The 15,665-nt window shown below is 68.4% G+C and carries 16 protein-coding genes, 3 tRNA genes and 1 pseudogene; 19 read left to right on the top strand and 1 reads right to left on the bottom strand.

What is annotated here, in order from left to right; translation table 11 throughout:
• Positions 1–239 precede the first annotated feature (239 nt).
• The 10 genes from AC3WR5_RS19130 (at position 240) to AC3WR5_RS19085 (ending at position 9,883) form a co-directional block, all read left to right on the top strand.
• The gene (locus tag AC3WR5_RS19130) at positions 240–1,238 is read left to right on the top strand and encodes an AraC family transcriptional regulator (RefSeq protein ID WP_492486338.1); all 999 of its coding nucleotides are present in this window, start codon (positions 240–242) and stop codon (positions 1,236–1,238) included.
• Positions 1,239–1,572: 334 nt separating this feature from the next.
• Positions 1,573–2,100, top strand: coding sequence for a DUF6160 family protein (locus tag AC3WR5_RS19125; RefSeq protein ID WP_141287434.1), 528 nt, complete (start codon positions 1,573–1,575; stop codon positions 2,098–2,100).
• A 138-nt stretch (positions 2,101–2,238) separates the two neighbouring features.
• Positions 2,239–3,018, top strand: a complete 780-nt coding sequence (locus AC3WR5_RS19120; RefSeq protein WP_492486336.1) for a hypothetical protein — start codon at positions 2,239–2,241, stop codon at positions 3,016–3,018.
• Between the two features lie 38 nt (positions 3,019–3,056).
• Complete coding sequence (locus tag AC3WR5_RS19115) at positions 3,057–3,911, top strand: hypothetical protein (RefSeq protein WP_492486334.1); 855 nt, start codon at positions 3,057–3,059, stop codon at positions 3,909–3,911.
• 9 nt (positions 3,912–3,920) lie between these two features.
• The gene (locus tag AC3WR5_RS19110) at positions 3,921–4,382 is read left to right on the top strand and encodes a hypothetical protein (protein ID WP_492486332.1); all 462 of its coding nucleotides are present in this window, start codon (positions 3,921–3,923) and stop codon (positions 4,380–4,382) included.
• A gap of 45 nt (positions 4,383–4,427) precedes the next feature.
• A complete protein-coding gene (locus AC3WR5_RS19105; RefSeq protein ID WP_492486331.1) occupies positions 4,428–5,195 on the top strand; it encodes a C39 family peptidase in 768 nt (255 codons plus the stop codon).
• Positions 5,192–6,301 carry a transporter gene (locus AC3WR5_RS19100; RefSeq protein WP_492486329.1) on the top strand — a complete coding sequence of 370 codons (1,110 nt, stop codon included), beginning with the start codon at positions 5,192–5,194 and terminating at the stop codon, positions 6,299–6,301. Before AC3WR5_RS19105 ends, AC3WR5_RS19100 begins: the two co-directional genes overlap by 4 nt.
• Complete coding sequence (locus tag AC3WR5_RS19095) at positions 6,301–7,914, top strand: OmpP1/FadL family transporter (protein WP_492486327.1); 1,614 nt, start codon at positions 6,301–6,303, stop codon at positions 7,912–7,914. The genes AC3WR5_RS19100 and AC3WR5_RS19095 overlap by 1 nt, the downstream gene beginning before the upstream one ends.
• 23 nt (positions 7,915–7,937) lie before the next feature.
• Positions 7,938–8,528 carry a DUF2059 domain-containing protein gene (locus AC3WR5_RS19090; RefSeq protein ID WP_492486325.1) on the top strand — a complete coding sequence of 197 codons (591 nt, stop codon included), beginning with the start codon at positions 7,938–7,940 and terminating at the stop codon, positions 8,526–8,528.
• Between the two features lie 8 nt (positions 8,529–8,536).
• Complete coding sequence (locus AC3WR5_RS19085; RefSeq protein ID WP_492486324.1) at positions 8,537–9,883, top strand: DUF4382 domain-containing protein; 1,347 nt, start codon at positions 8,537–8,539, stop codon at positions 9,881–9,883.
• A gap of 3 nt (positions 9,884–9,886) precedes the next feature.
• Here the strand turns inward: AC3WR5_RS19085 and AC3WR5_RS19080 are convergent, their stop codons facing one another.
• Complete coding sequence (locus tag AC3WR5_RS19080) at positions 9,887–10,366, bottom strand: hypothetical protein (RefSeq protein WP_492486322.1); 480 nt, start codon at positions 10,364–10,366, stop codon at positions 9,887–9,889.
• A 393-nt stretch (positions 10,367–10,759) separates the two neighbouring features.
• Here AC3WR5_RS19080 and AC3WR5_RS19075 point away from each other — a divergent pair, with 393 nt between their 5' ends.
• From AC3WR5_RS19075 to AC3WR5_RS19035, 9 genes and pseudogenes are all read left to right on the top strand, one after another.
• The gene (locus AC3WR5_RS19075; protein WP_492486321.1) at positions 10,760–11,359 is read left to right on the top strand and encodes an aminodeoxychorismate/anthranilate synthase component II; all 600 of its coding nucleotides are present in this window, start codon (positions 10,760–10,762) and stop codon (positions 11,357–11,359) included.
• On the top strand, positions 11,356–12,393 hold the full coding sequence (gene ltaE / locus AC3WR5_RS19070; RefSeq protein WP_492486319.1) for a low-specificity L-threonine aldolase: 1,038 nt from the start codon (positions 11,356–11,358) through the stop codon (positions 12,391–12,393). Before AC3WR5_RS19075 ends, ltaE begins: the two co-directional genes overlap by 4 nt.
• Positions 12,394–12,406: 13 nt before the next feature.
• Positions 12,407–13,444 carry an anthranilate phosphoribosyltransferase gene (gene trpD, locus AC3WR5_RS19065; protein ID WP_492486318.1) on the top strand — a complete coding sequence of 346 codons (1,038 nt, stop codon included), beginning with the start codon at positions 12,407–12,409 and terminating at the stop codon, positions 13,442–13,444.
• 21 nt (positions 13,445–13,465) lie between these two features.
• The gene (gene trpC / locus AC3WR5_RS19060) at positions 13,466–14,278 is read left to right on the top strand and encodes an indole-3-glycerol phosphate synthase TrpC (RefSeq protein ID WP_492486317.1); all 813 of its coding nucleotides are present in this window, start codon (positions 13,466–13,468) and stop codon (positions 14,276–14,278) included.
• A 2-nt stretch (positions 14,279–14,280) separates the two neighbouring features.
• Positions 14,281–15,018, top strand: a complete 738-nt coding sequence (locus AC3WR5_RS19055) for a uracil-DNA glycosylase (RefSeq protein ID WP_492486315.1) — start codon at positions 14,281–14,283, stop codon at positions 15,016–15,018.
• Between the two features lie 104 nt (positions 15,019–15,122).
• Positions 15,123–15,208, top strand: a tRNA-Tyr gene (locus AC3WR5_RS19050).
• A 30-nt stretch (positions 15,209–15,238) separates the two neighbouring features.
• A tRNA-Gly gene (locus tag AC3WR5_RS19045) sits at positions 15,239–15,312 on the top strand.
• Between the two features lie 153 nt (positions 15,313–15,465).
• Positions 15,466–15,540 (top strand) — tRNA-Thr (locus AC3WR5_RS19040).
• A gap of 48 nt (positions 15,541–15,588) precedes the next feature.
• Positions 15,589–15,665: pseudogene (locus AC3WR5_RS19035) on the top strand (GTP-binding protein); the annotation flags it as partial.

The following is a 15,665-nucleotide window of genomic DNA, read 5'->3' as shown; positions in this document are numbered from 1 at the left end:
GCGCGGCAGGCCGTCCCCCGCGCCACGGCAGTGCGGCGACGTGGCAAATCCGCAAGTTTGTTCACGCAGGCGCGGCATCACGGGTTCGTTCGCATGGCAGCGGATGGCGCATCGGGTATCGTCACGCCTTGTATTCGCACGACCGTGCTTTTTTAACCGTGCGCGCCTGCCAGTCCCCGTCCGAAGCCCCGTCAAAGCCTGTTGTCCGCCGGTGTGCCCTGCCCCGGCCTGGAGGGAGCATGAACACCATTCCTTTGCGCCAGCTCAGCGCCTACCGGGCCATGCTCGATGGCTTCTCGCGCTTCGGCATGGACCTGGACACGGTGTTGATGGGCACCGGCCGGCTGCGCTCGCTGGATGACGTGGTGCCGCGGGTCGACCTGGCGGACCTGTTCGACACGGCCTGGCGTGCCGCCGTGGCCCACACTGGCGACGACGCCATCGGCCTGAAGATGACGCCGCGCCAGCCCATGCTCGGGCTGGGCAGCATGGCCCACCTGGTGATGGCGGCAGACGACATCCGCTGCGCACTGCAGCAGTTCTCGCGGTTCACCGGCGTCATCTCGCCCACCACCTCGGTCGGGCTGGAGCTTGGCCCCGAACGTTGCCGCGTCACGCTGCGGGTTTCGCCTGGCCACCAGCCTGCGGCCCAGCAGCGCTACGACTTCATGGCCGCCACGCTGCTGCAGGGCTTCTTCTGGGTCTGCGGCCTGCAGATCCGGCCGTTGGTGGTGCACCACCCGTTCCCGGCGCCGGCCGATCCCGGCCCGTGGCTGGAAGCGTTTGGCGCACCGGTGATGTTCGGTGCCGGCGAGTTCTCGATGGAGTTCCCGCAAAGCATCCTCAGCCTGCCGGTGCCGACGGCCGATCCGTCCATCGCCGACCTCAGCGAGCGCCTGGCCACGCGGCTGCTGGAGCAGCAGGGCGGCAGCCTTGTGGCGCAGGTGCGGCAGGTGGTGAGCCGCCAGCTGGCGCGCGGCGACCCGCGGCGCGAACAGGTGGCCGCCGTGCTGTGCATGAGCGAGCGCACCTTGCAGCGCCGGCTCAACGAGGCCGGCACCACTTTCCATGAGCTGGTCGACGACACGCGGCGCGAGCTGGCCCAGCGTTTCCTCGACAGCGGCGGCGCCACGCCGACCGAGATGAGCTTTGCGCTCGGCTTCTCCGACCCGAGCAACTTCTACCGCGCCTGCAAGCGCTGGTTCGGCCGCAGCCCCGGCGATTACCGGCCTTCCTGAGCCCGGCCTGACCCTGTTGATGCGCGGCGACCCTCGGGTCGCCGCGCTGCATTTGGGCCGCCGCCAACACCCGGGGCGCGGCCATTCGGAGCAACCCTCTAGGGGCCTTCCCGCATGGTCGCTGAAGCCATGAGCTTGGCCCAGGCAGTCAGTGCAGCAAAACCTGCGAATGCCGAAGATCCGCTCCGCGATGCAGACCTGCGCCGCTCGACCACTGACTCCCGCATCCTGGGCGTCGCGCCACCGGCACAACCGGTGCGGCAGTCGGGCAGGGCCGGCAGGCATCGGCGACAAGTGAATTTCACAACCAAGCATTCATTCCTGGAGACATCCCATGACATTCGCACTGCGCACCCTGGCCCTGGCCGCCCTGTCCGCCCTGGCTTTCTCGGCTTCGGCCATGACCTCGATCGATGACGAAGCCCTGTCGGCCGTCAGCGGCCAGGACGGCGTGACCATCGCCGGTGACCTGAACATCAACATCGGCTCGTTCAAGTACACCGACACCGATGCCAACGGCGGCTCCGTGTCGTTCAACAACATCGGCGTGACCGGCATGTTCGTGATGACGATCGACATCCTGAATGCCGCGACGACCGAAAGCGCTGTCGCCACGTCGATGGCCAAGTACGTCGGCGCCGCAGCCCCGACCGAAGCGGCCAAGCTGGTCACCAGCGGCATCTATGACGGCGCCACCGATGTCGTGCAGTTCGCCTTCCCTGACGGCGGCCTGGATCACAAGCTGGCCCCATCGGTGACCGTTGCCTCCATCACGATGGGCAACAGCACGAAGTCGTTCGGCTCGATCGCGCTGAACAACATCGACATGCAAGGCAGCAAGTTCTGGATCTACGCGCACTGAGCTGCGGCCTGAGAACCCCACGCCAGGCCTGTCTTCTGCCGGTCGCCTGACGTGTTGTGCCAGCCCCGCGCCGCTGCCAGGCGACGCGGGGCTTTTCTGCCCTCAGTGTTTGCAAAGCTGTTCCCCGAACCTTCCGCCATGCGCCGCCTGCTGACCTGTTTGACGACCGCCTTGCTGGCGGCATGCGCACTGCCGGCCGCGCACGCCCAGGGCAAGCTGCTGGACGACGAAGCACTGTCCGAGACCTGGGGCCAGGCGCTGATCACGCTGGACAACACCAGCTACCTCGGGCTGGACTTCACCCGCCTGACGCTGGACGCCGACATCCGCCTGTCGGCCAACTTCAACAACCTGCGGCTGGGCGAATACAGCTGGGCCGCGCGCAACGGCACTGGTGCCGACATCGACATCGGCACGCTGCACTTCGGCCGCAGCGACGCCACGGCGGCACAGACCACGGTGAGCATCACCCACCCGTATTTCGAGTTCGTCACCAATGGCGCGACCAAGGAAGTCGTCGGCATGCGGCTGGGCTTTGGCGGCATCAGCGGCGATGTTGGGCTGACGATGAACACCGTCAGCGGCAGCCTGCTGATCGACGCGGGCAGCGCCGGCAGCATCGACTCGCGCAACGACACGCTGGGCGGCAAGCGCTGGGACGGCACGACCTGCGTCAGCACCGCGACCTGCACCGTCGCGCTGTCGCAGATCGGTGGCGTCACCGCCGGCAATGCCGACGGCGCCAGCCGCGACTTCTTCCTCTCGGTGCTGAAGCAGTCGGTCAACTTCCCGACCGTCAACACCGCCATCGGCGCGCCGGACACCGCGCTGGCCGGCCTCTGGCTGAACTGGCGCGACCGGCTGACGGCCATCAACACCACCGGCACCGTGCCGGCCAACACCGGCAAGGGCCCTTGACCGTGGCGGCGCGCAGGGCAGGGTGGTACCGAACGCTGGTGGCAGCGTTCGGCGCAGCGCTGGGCCTTGTGCTTGCGCCGCCCGCCCTTGCGCTGCAGCCACTGGACGACGGCGCGCTCTCGCGTGTGGCCGGCGGCGATGGCTTCAATTTCAACCTGCAGGACTTCTCGCTCTCCGGCAAGCTCAGCTTCACCTACACCTCGCCGGCCGGCGCTTCGCTGAAGTTCGGCGACCTGGCGATCTCGCGCTCCGACGACCCGGACCACAGCTTCGACGACCCGTACAGCCTGTGGATCGCGCAGCGCGGCAACGGCCTGGCCGACATGGTGGTGCTGAGCCAGCCGCTGAACGCCGCCGGCCTGCAGCGCTGGCAGTTCGCGGCCGACCTGAGCGTGAACGCGAGCGGCCTCACGCACGAGTTGGGAGCGCTGGTGCTGCAGGACCTGGCCTTCTACGGCGGCGGCCTGCAGCTCAGCACGCCGACGCAGGCGGATGTGTCCACCGGCATCGGCTTCGGCCTGTCGCTGCGCGCCGAGCTTGGCGGGCTGGTGCTGCGCCCGCTGGGCCGCGCCAACGCAAGCGAAGAGCTGCGCCTTTCGGGCCTGCGCCTGGGCGCGGTCGATGCCAACGGCCAGTTCACCCACCAGCCCTGGGCGCTGGCCGATGTGACGACGCAGCCCGGTCTGCTGCGCGCCATCACCGACGAAAAAGGACCGGCACTGCAACTGCTGGTCGACTGGAACACGACGCCAGACGGCGCGCCGCGCGCCGGCCTGGCGATCGACAACATGCGCTTCACCAGCCCGGCGACCGGCGTCACCGACCTCGGCAGCAGCCGCATCGGCAGCATGCAGATCAACTTCGTCGACATCCGGCTGCGGCCCGGGTCCTGAGCCATGGGCATGCTGTTGTCACTCGTCCTCGTGACCCTGCTGTGGCTGGCTGCGCCCGTGCATGCGGCGCCGCAGTCGTTGGACGACGCAGCCTTGTCCGAGGTCAGCGCCGCGGGCATCGGCCTGGGCGTGCACCTGGAACTGAACTCGGGGCTGCTCAGCGGCCAGGCCATACAGCCCAACCTGGTGGTTGGCTTTGGCGATGCGCTGCAACCGGTCTACCTGGTGATGCACGGCGTGGGCGGCATCATGGACCTCTACAACATCACGCTGAACCTGCGCCGCCACACCGACGGCCGCGACCACCTGGACCTCGGCCTGCCGGGCTTTGTCGGCTTCGAGCAGTTCGGCGTGCGCGCGCTCTCGGTACAGACCGACCCGACCGCGGCACCCGGCGCCGGCAATTTCGGCAGCCTGATGCTCAACGGCACCGGTGCCATGACCGGCCATGTGCTGATGTGGGCGCGCTGAGCCGCCCGCCCTGCCTGTCTTCCCGTTTTTCCCTGGACCCTTCCCATGTGGACCATTCTTCTCGGCGTCATCGCGTCGGCCATCACCGGTGCTGGCGTCAGCTCCGAGGTCGAACCGCAGGACCGGCCGGCCAACCAGTTCGAGCTGCCGATGCAGGCGGTCGGTGGCGGGCCGGCGCCGGAGTCCGTCGTGATGCGGCCACAGAGCGAGTTCAAGTTCGAGAACATCGTCCACCAGGCGTATGACTACAGCTGCGGCTCGGCCGCGCTGACCACCGTGCTGCGCTACCACCTCGGGTATCCAGTGACCGAGCAGCAGTCCATGGAAGGCATGCTGAAGTTCGGCGAGAGCGACAAGATCATTGCCCGCCGCGGCTTCTCGCTGCTGGACATGAAGCGCTATGTGGCCACGCTGGGCAGCAACAGCGCCGGCTTCAAGGCCGAGCTGAGCGACCTGGCGGCGCTCAAGGAGCCGGCCATCGTCCCGATCAACTACGCCGGCTTCAAGCACTTCGTGGTCTTCCGCGGCCTGCGCGGCGGCAAAGTCTTCCTCGCTGATCCCGCCGCAGGGCACATCGTCTTTTCGCAGGAGGACTTTGCCCAGCTGTGGGACCGCAACACCTTGTTCATCATCTATCCGCCGGCCAGCGTCAGCTCCCTGCCGCGTGCGCTTGCGCTCAGCGACCAGGAAATGGGCGTGATCGACATCGACCGGCTCCGTGATCCTGCCGTGCTCGACACGATGAACCACCGCGAAGCGCTGGAGCGCGCGGTGCAGGCTGGATTTGGCAACTTCTTTTTCCGACGTCAATGACCATGCGTTTGCGTGCCCCCCTGTCTCCCCTGGCCGCTGCTGCGGCCCTCACGCTGGCCATCGCGCTGCCCTTGGCCAGCGGCCTCGCTTGCGCGCAGAGCCAGCCTCCCGCACCGCCCGGGACCGAAGCCGGCAAGCCTGCGCCGGTGCCGCCACCCGCAGTGCCGGACGCCGACGCCGCGCGTGATGCGCTGAAGGCCCGCGAAGGTGACGTGAACCAGGCCACGCTGCTGAAGGAGACGCTGTCGGCCGCCGACAAGCAGTACTCGCTGCTGAAGGCCGGCCAGGTGTCGGCCACCTACGACCTGAACTACTCGTACATCGGCACCGAGACCATCAACGCCAAGTTCACCGACAGCACGCTGACCCTGTTCGAAATCCAGAACACCCGTGCCCACACCATCACCAACACCGGCTCGGTGGACTACGGCCTGCTGGACAACCTGACCGGCAGCTTCACGCTGCCGCTGGTCAGCCGCTATTCGCAGAGCACCGATTTCGGCGGCATCTCGCACGGCCTGGGCGACATTTCGCTGGGCCTGCGCTGGCAGCCGTTTGCGCTGCACCGCGACGGCCCGACCTACACCGGCAGTGCCTCGCTGCGCCTGCCCACCGGCCGCAGCCCGTACACCACGATCGTCGGCCAGAACGTGGCCACCGGCTCGGGCAACACCGCCATCACGCTGGGCGGCAATGTCTCGCAGGTGCTGGACCCGGTGGCGCTGTTCGGCTCGCTGAACTTCACCTTCAACCTGCCGGCGCGCAACCTCAGCCAGGAGCGCGACGGGCTGATCCTGACCGAGGTGCGGCCCGGCACCTCGGTGGGCTTCGGCTTCGGCTTTGCTTATGCACTGTCGTACAAGGTCTCGACCACCATGTCGCTGCAGGAGACCATCTCGGCACGCAGCAAGCTGAAGTTCGTCACCGACGATGAGGCGCGCACCACCAGTTCCTCGCTGACGGCCACGCAGACCTCGGGCATGCTGAACTTCGGCCTGGGCCTGCGCGTGTCGCCCAAGACCACGGTCAACGTGACCGTCGGCGTCGGCCTGAGCACCGATTCGCCCGACTTCACGCTGGGCCTGAACATGCCGCTGAGCTTCTGATGAGGGCCGCGCGTCTGTGGCGGCGGTGCGCTGCAGCGGCCGGCGCGGGGTTGTGCCTGGCCCATCCGTCGGCGCGCGCTTCGCTGACCGAGAACCTGGCGGTCAGCCCGGCGGCCATGTCCATGGGCAATGCGGTGACCGCCGATCCGCACGGGCTGGAAGCGGTGCACTTCAACCCGGCCGGGTTGAGCAAGCTGCAAGGGCATACGCGCGCCGACACGGTGTTCGGCGCGAGCATCCGCATGACCACCTCGTTCCACCAGCCGGACGGTTTCGACGTGGGCGGCTTCAACGAGGATCCGCTGGACGGCACCGTCAGCGCTCACAACCGGCAGGCCATCTTCCTGCCGATTGCCGGCGTGCCGAACTGGCGCATGCCGATTGCGGTGGCGGCCGGCCTGGGCCTGGCGTTTAACCAGCCCGGCTCGCCGTGGACCTTCGCCACCAGCGTCTACATCCCGCAGGCGGTCGGCATCGACCGCACCAAGAACCCGGACGACCCAGCCCGCTTCGACGGCCGCAAGGTGGTGATCCAGCGCCTGGTCTATGCCTCGCCTTCGGTGGCCTACAAGGTGTCGGACACCTTCAGCGTCGGCCTGGCGATCCCGATCGCGCACCAGGGCTTCGCGCTGGACACCGACATGCGCTTCCCGAACAAGCTGATCGGCATTTTCGGCAAGCTGCAGGAAGCCTGGTGCGGCGACAACGGCAACCCCTTGGACGCCTTTGCCTTCGGCCTGTGCGGCGGTGGCAAGGAGGGCCGGCTGGACCCGTTCAAAAAGGCCGGCAACATGCGCTTCGAGGCCACCGCGCCGGCAGACCCGACCTTCAACATCGGCCTGCTGTGGGAACCGCAGGACTGGCTGGGCTTCGGCGCGGTCTACCAGAGCGGCTCGCGCACCGTGCTGACCGGGCGCTACAACTTCGAGGCGGAGCCGATGTTCCGCAAGTTCGTCGAAGGCATGTATTCGTCGCTGCTGGGGCCCATCGCCGCGGCCACGCTGGGCCTGCCCACGTCCATCCCCGAGAACCAGTCCGGCAACGTGACGCTGGTGCTGCCGTTTCCGGCTCATGCGCAGCTGGGCTTCAAGGTCAAGCCCATCGACCGGCTGCAGTTCAACGTGGACGCCAACTGGACCGACTGGTCGCAGTGGGACAAGCTGACCTTCCAGTTCGACAAGCAGGTCAAGCTGCTGCAGATGGCGCGGCTGTTCGGCCAGGCCGACTCTTCCAAGCTGGTGATTCCGCGTGGCTACAAGAGCAACATCCACTACGGCTTCGGCAGCGAGATCACGGTGACCGACAAGCTCAAGCTGCGCTTTGGCTACGAGCCGCGCAAGAGCTCGATCCCGACCGACAAGCTGGACCTGATCGCGCCGCTGCCCGACATGAAGGTGCGCAGCCTGGGCGTGAGCTACACCACCAGCGACGGCACGCGCTTCGACATTGGCGCCAGCGTCGCCAAGGGCCGCTACAAGGTGCCGGCCAACACCAGCTGCAACCTCAACTGCACCGATTTCTTCAACGTCATCTACAACCCCTACGCCGGGCTGGACGTGCAGGGCGAAACCGTCCTGCGCTACGGCGGCGTGACGATGACGCATCCGTTCTGAGCTTTCTTTTCCCCGCTCCTGTCATGACTGCTTCCGCTCACCTCTTCACGACCCTGCGCCTTGGTGCCTGCGCGCTGCTGCTCGCCACCGCCTTCTCCAGCCATGCTGCGCCGACCGCGCCTGCCGTGGCCGACGCACCGGTCTCGCCCGCCAAGCAGGCGCTGGTCGACCAACTGCTGACGCTGTGGCACCCCGAGACCGTGGCGCTGGTGATGGTGCAGCGGCCGGCGGCCGACGCGGTGCAGCAAAGCCGCATTGCGATGCAGGGCCGCGTCAGCGCCGAAAAGCAGGAGGCGACGATGAAGGCCATCTCGGCCGATGCCCAGCGCTACATCGACGAGGCCACGCCCATCGCCCAGGCCGCTGCAGCCAAGGCCGTGCCGCAGACGGCCGGCAAGATGCTGGCCCAGCAGTTCAGCGAAGACGAGCTGAAGCAGCTGATTGCGCTGCTGCAATCGCCTGTGAAACACAAGTTCGAGCAGCTGGTGCCGCAGCTGGAGCGCGCGGTGGGCGACAGGGTCGCCACCGATGCCGGCCCGCAGGTGCAGCCCAAGCTGGACACGATGAAGCAGGCCATTGCCACCAAGCTGCGCAGCGCGGCGATGGTGCCCTGAAGGTCGTGATGCGCACCGCTCTCGCGCGCGCCGCCGGCCTGCTGACCCTGAGCCTGGCCATGGCAAGCTGCGGCGGTGGCACCGGCGGCAACATGCCCACGCAGCCAGACCCCGGCACCACCGACCGCGGCGGCCTGTCGGTCTCTCTGGTCGGCAGCCTGCCTGGGCGGCTCAGCCATGTGTGGGTCACGGTGACCGGCGTGGCGCTGCACGCCGATGCCAACCAGGCTTACGCCGAGCACGACAGCACCTGGGTCCGCCTGCAGCCGACCATGCCGGTGACGGTGGACCTGGTGGCGCTGGGCACCGCGGGGGGCTCGGTCTCGCTGCTCAGTGGCCTCGGCATTGCGACCGGCCACTACGCGCAGCTGCGCCTGCTGCTGGCGCCGTCCGATGGTACGTTGCTGCCGGTCGCCGGCAGCGCGGGCCTGAGCCACAACAACGAGGTCGAGCGCGTGCTGCCGGACGGCAGCACGCAGCGGCTGCCGCTGGAAACGACCGGCACTGGGCCTTCGCTGGCGGTCACCTCCGGCGCGACCGACATTGCCACCGACACCGCAACCAACCTGGCGGTGCAGCTGGGCGCCGAGGAGGCCGTGACCTGGCTGAACGCCAGCGCGACGGACGGCAGCACCCGCTTCCTGCTGGCCGGCCAGCCGCGCGCCTACGACCTGGCCAGCACGGGAGCGATTGCCGGCCTGGTCGACATGGCAAACGTCTGCGGCAGCACCGGCGCGCCACCGGCTGGCAGCTGCATCAGCAAGCTGGAAGCGCATGTGCTGGCGCCCAGCGCCGACGGCAGCCATCTCGAATGGGTGCGCTCGGTCGCAGTGGGCGCCAGCGGCGCCATCGGCCTGTACCCGCTGCCGCCACTCGCCGAGGTCGAGGTGCTGGTGCAGGGCCAGAACATGCGGCCGCTGCTGCTGCGCAAGGTGGCGGTGGACGTGGCGCCGTTGACGGCAGCCTTGCTGACGCTGATCGGCGACCAGACCCATCCGTTGCCGCTGAGCCTGGCGACCACTGCGCACACGGTCCAACTGGCCTCGGCCACGCCAGCGGACGTGCCCGCCATGCGCGCGGTGCAGACCTTGCCCGGTGACCTGCCGCGCCAGCGCGCAGCAGGCTGGCTGGACCCGAGCACAGGCACCTGGCCGGTGGCTGAGTACTGGGTCGACAGCGACTGGGACAGCATCACCTGGGACAGCGGCCTGAGCCAGGTCGTGAGCCCTGCCACGCCGCAGGAAGGCGCGGGCGGCGGACGCTTGTTGCTGCCGGCCTCGGGCAGCACCGCGGCCCAGCTCGGGCCGATGGAAAGCGCCGCCGCAAGCGTCTGGCGGCTGCCGGCAGCGCCCTGAGCGTCAGCTCTTCTGGGGTTGCTTGGCCGGTGGCGGCAGCGTCGGCAGGATGCCCAGCAGTGGCAGGCCGATCATCGACAGCAGCACCGGAATGGCCGTCGTCAGCGGCACGGTGACCTGCGCCATCAGCGCGGCGCTGTTCAGGCCGGTCTGCATGCCGGTGCTGGTGGCGAACTGGCGCAAGGCCTGCGCCTGGCGCTCGGCCAGCGCGGTGTCCAGCAGCGAGCGCTGGGCATCGGTCAGCGCAGTGCTGCCGCCGTCGGCCGCCATCATCGGCAGCGCGGTGCCTTGCAGCAGCGCCAGGCTCTGGGCGGGGTCGAGGCCTGCGCCGCGCACGTCGGACAGCGCCGTGTCGTCCAGGCGCTGCAGGTGCGAGAGCTCGTCGGCCCGGACCTGGCTGATGGCGCCGGCCAGCAGCAAGGCGGCCAGCGCGAGCTGGGACAGGCGGGCGCGCGAGAAAGCGGGCAGGGCGGCAGCGGGCATTGGCGGGTCTCCGAGAGAGTGGTTGTCCGCAAGGCTTCGGCCGGGTTGGGCCAGGCTGTAGCGGCATGGCGCTGGCGCCGGGGCGACGGTGTGACGGAAGTCGCGCTGCGCCGGCGCTGGCGCGGTGCAGGCCACGGGTCATAATGGCGGCCATGTCCTGCACGCGTTTGTTCCCCGCAACGCAGCGCTTTGGTTGGCGCTGGCGCAAGCCTGCATAACACCACCCCCTTGCGCCCACCGGCGCCGTCACATTCGCGCCCACCCGGCGCTCCCTCTGTCCTCCCGCCGCCAAGCTGCGAAGCCGCCGAGTCGCCTGTTGCGCCGGCCGTCATGGGAGGATCACGCTAGCGAACCGGCCCCGCCGCGGGCCCTGGACATTGAGGACCGAGCGACATGCTGCTGATGATCGACAACTACGACTCGTTCACTTTCAACCTGGTGCAGTACTTTGCCGAGCTGGGCCAGGAGGTGAAGGTCTACCGCAATGACGAGATCACGCTGGAAGGCATTGCCGGGCTGAGCCCCGAGATGCTGGTGCTCTCGCCTGGGCCCTGCTCGCCGGCCGAGGCCGGCATCTGCGTGCCGGCCATCCGCCACTTCATCGGCAAGCTGCCCATCCTGGGCGTGTGCCTGGGGCACCAGAGCATTGGCGCCGCGCTGGGCGGCAAGATCGTGCGGGCGCAAAAGCAGATGCACGGCAAGACCAGCCGCCTGCACACCGACGGCCGCGGCGTCTACGAAGGCCTGCCGGAAGAATTCACCGTCATCCGCTACCACTCGCTGGCCATTGAGCGCGAGAGCCTGCCGGCCGAGCTGGAGATCACTTCAACCTCTGACGACGGCGAGATCATGGGCGTGCGGCACCGCGAACTGGCCGGCAGCGCTGCGCCGCTGGAAGGCGTGCAGTTCCACCCGGAATCGGTGCTGTCCGAACATGGCCACGCGATGCTGCGCAACTTCATCCAGATGAGCCGGGTCGGAGTTCCTGCATGATCGATTTGCGCAGTGATACGGTGACGCAGCCAACGGCCGCGATGCGCGAGGCGATGGCCCGCGCTGAAGTTGGCGACGACGTGTTCGGCGATGACCCGACGGTCAATGCCTTGCAGGCGCGCCTGGCCGACATGCTGGGCTTCGAGGCCGGCCTGTTCATGGCCAGCGGCACGCAGAGCAACCTGTGCGGGCTGATGGCGCATTGCCAGCGCGGCGACGAATACATCGTCGGCCAGATGGCCCACACCTACCGCTGGGAAGGCGGCGGTGCTGCGGTGCTGGGCAGCATCCAGCCGCAGCCGCTGAACCACCAGCCCGATGGCACGCTGGCGCTGGCCGACATTGCCGCGGCCATCAAGCCCGATGACGCGCATTTCGCGCGCAGCCGCCTGCTGGCGCTGGAGAACACCATCGGCGGCAAGGTGATGCCCATGGCCTACCTGCGCGACGCCACGGCACTGGCCCGCGAGCGCGGCCTGGCCTGTCACCTGGACGGCGCGCGGCTGTTCAATGCCGCGGTGGCGACGGCTGGCACGGGTGGCGACGCCCGCACGGCGGCGCGCGAGATTGCCGGCCTGTTCGACAGCGTCTCGGTCTGCTTCAGCAAGGGCCTGGGCGCGCCCATCGGCTCGATGCTGTGCGGCTCGCAAGCGTTCATCTCGCGGGCGCACCGCTGGCGCAAGATGACCGGCGGTGGCTTGCGCCAGGTCGGCGTGCTGGCGGCAGCGGCCAACCACGCGCTGGACCACCACATCGACCGCCTGGCCGAGGACCACGCGAATGCGCGGCTGCTGGCCGAAGGGCTGGCCGGGCTGCCGGGTGTCAGCGTCACCGCGCCGCAGACCAACATCGTGTTCGTCGAGCTGGCGCCTGAACTCGCGCAGCGTGGCGGGCGTGGCGTGGTTGAGCGCCTGGCCGAGCGTGGCCTGCGCTGCACCGGGCTGTACCGGCAGCTGCGTTTCGTGACGCACCTGGACGTGAGCCGTCAACAGATCGAGCAGGCCGTCGCCATCCTGCGTGAAACCTTGCACTGAACCGGATTCCGCCATGAGCATCAGCAACACCGACGCGCTGACCCGCGTCATCGAGCACCGCGAAATCTTCCACGACGAGATGCTGACGCTGATGCGCCGCATCATGAGTGGCGAGATGTCGCCGGTGATGATCGCGGCCTTTGCCGTCGGCCTGCGTGTGAAGAAGGAGTCCATCGGCGAGATCGCCGCCGCGGCGCAGGTGATGCGCGAATTCGCCACGCTGGTGCCGGTGGCCGACCGCACCGGTCTGGTCGACATCGTGGGCACCGGCGGCGACAGCTCGCACACCTTCAACATCTCCACCGCGTCGACTTTCGTCGCCGCCGCCGCTGGTGCGCGCGTGGCCAAGCATGGCGGGCGCAGCGTGTCGTCCACCTCCGGCAGCGCCGACGTGGTCGAGGCGCTGGGCGCCTTCATCGGCCTGTCGCCGCAGCAGGTTGCCGAATGCCTGGAGGAGTGCGGCATTGCCTTCATGTTCGCGCCCAACCACCATGCATCGATGAAGCATGCTGCGCCGGTGCGCAAGGAGCTGGGCGTGCGCACCATCTTCAACATCCTGGGCCCGCTGACCAACCCGGCCGGTGCGCCGAACCAGCTGATGGGCGTGTTCCACCCGGACCTGGTCGGCATCCAGGTGCGGGTGCTGCAGCGGCTGCAGGCCGAGCACGTGATGGTGGTCTACGGCATGAACGGCATGGACGAGATCTCGCTGTCGGGTGAGACCATGGTGGGCGAGCTGAAGGACGGCGAGGTGCGCGAATACACCGTGCATCCGGCCGACTTCGGCCTGCCGGTCTACGACAGCCGCGTGCTGCGCGTGGCCAACCAGGCCGAATCGGTGGCCTGCATCCAGCGTGCGCTGGGCAATGAGGACGGGCCTGTGCGCGACATCGTGCTGCTGAACGCCGGTGCGGCGCTGTATTGCGCCAACGTGGCGCGCACGGTGGCCGAAGGCGTGCAGCGCGCGCGGGAAGCCGTGGCGTCCGGTGCGGCCAAGGCCAAGCTGGAACAGTTCGTCGCCGTGACCAACCGCTTCCGGCCTGCGGCCTGAGGCGTGAAAGAGGCGCCTTTCATGAAACAGAACGTTCCGGACATCCTGCGGCGCATCGTCGAGGTCAAGTATGAAGAAGTGACGGCAGGCCGCGCCAAGCGCTCGCTGGCCAGCCTGCGTGACGAGGCCGAGCAGCGGCGCGGCGAGCGCCGCGGCTTCGAGGCCGCACTGCGCGCCAAGCTGGCCGGCGGCCAGGCGGCGGTGATCGCCGAGGTCAAGAAGGCCAGCCCGAGCAAGGGCGTGCTGCGCGAACACTTCGTGCCGGCCGAGATCGCCGCCAGCTACGCCGCCCACGGCGCGGCCTGCCTCAGCGTGTTGACCGACGCGCAGTTCTTCCAGGGCGCGACGGCCTACCTGCAGCAGGCGCGCGCCGCCTGCGCGCTGCCGGTGCTGCGCAAGGACTTCATGGTCGACGAATACCAGGTGATGGAGGCCGGCGCGATGGGTGCGGACTGCATCCTGCTGATCGTTGCCTGCCTGAGCGACGGGCAGATGGCTGACCTGGAAGCCGCGGCCATGGCGCTTGGGCTGGACGTGCTGGTGGAGGTGCACGACGCGCAGGAACTGGCGCGCGCGCTGCGCCTGCGCACGCCGCTGCTGGGCATCAACAACCGCGACCTGCGCAGCTTCGAGGTGTCGCTGGACGTGACGCTGGACTTGCAGCGCGACGTTCCGGCGGACCGGTTGCTGGTCACCGAATCCGGCATCCTGGGTCCGGCGGACGTGGCGCGCATGCGCGAGGCCGGCGTGTCCAGTTTCCTGGTCGGCGAGGCTTTCATGCGCGCGCCGCAGCCTGGCGAGGCGCTGGCCGCGCTGTTCGGCACGTCGGCCTGAGCATGGCGGGTGATCTGTTTGGCCAGGCCGCCTTGCCTGGCAACCGGCTGACGCGGCCGCTGGACGAGTTGCTGGCGGACACCGCGCCCGATTGGCAGCCCATGGTGCAGGCCTGGCGGGCCAGCGCGGCCGGCCAGGCGCTGGTGGCGCATGTGGACGGCCGCCGCGAGGCCGGGGCGACCATCTATCCCGGCGAGCCGCTGCGTGCGCTGGCCTTGACGCCTCTGGCGGCGGTCAAGGTGGTGATCCTGGGCCAGGACCCGTACCACGGGCCGGGTCAGGCCGAGGGCTTGTCGTTTTCGGTCCCGCCGGGCGTCAAGCCGCCACGCAGCCTGGGCAACATCTTTGTCGAGTTGCAACGTGACCTGGGGCTGAAGCCGCCCGGCCATGGGCACTTGCTGAAGTGGGCGCAGCGCGGCGTGCTGCTGCTGAACACCTCGCTGACGGTGGAAGCCGGCCAGCCGGCCAGCCATGCCAGACGCGGCTGGGAGGCGCTGACTGACGCGCTGATCCTGGCGGTTGCCCAGCGTGCAACGCCGACCGTCTTCATGCTGTGGGGCGGCCATGCCCAAGCCAAGGCTGGGCTGATCGAGCAGGCGGCGCCTGGGCGGCATCTGCTGCTGCAGTCGAATCACCCTTCGCCGCTGTCGGCGCTCCGGCCACCTGTGCCCTTCATCGGTTGCGGGCATTTCTCGGCCGCCATGGCGGCGGTGCCTGGCCTGGACTGGTCTTTGGATTGAGTCAGGCCACGGCGCCTGCCTTGGCGCCGCGATGTTGCGTTGCACCACCGCGCTGGAGGCTTGTTTTTGCAAATAAAAGCATGCTATAGTCTGTGGCTCTGCACGGAGGGGTGGCCGAGTGGTTAAAGGCAGCAGACTGTAAATCTGCCCGCTAACGCGTACGCTGGTTCGAATCCAGCCTCCTCCACCAGGCAGGGCACAATTCGAGGAACGAATCCCCGCGGGAGTAGTTCAATGGTAGAACCTTAGCCTTCCAAGCTAATGACACGGGTTCGATTCCCGTTTCCCGCTCCATGAGCGAGGCCGTGGGGTTGTGGCGTCAGGTCGGCCTGCTGGGCTGGCTGGATGCCCGGGTTGTGTGTGAGTGGTGTGTGAATTCGTCGGCACTGGTCTGGGTGTGTCGGGATGCATCAAGTTCCCAGGATGCGCTTCCAGACCTGTGTCGATGCCCATGTGGCTCAGTGGTAGAGCACTCCCTTGGTAAGGGAGAGGTCGCGCGTTCGATCCGCGCCATGGGCACCACCGCTTTCGATGTCGTTTTTTTGATCTCGACCGCCGCAGGAGCGCAAGATGGCAAAAGGCAAGTTTGAACGGACCAAGCCGCACGTGAACGTGGGCACGATTGGTCACGTGGACCATGGCAAGAC

It is taken from the genome of Ideonella sp. FW305-24 (assembly GCF_058788035.1).
The sequence above is the reverse complement of the archived record's forward strand: the minus strand, read 5'-3'. Positions and strand labels throughout refer to the sequence as shown.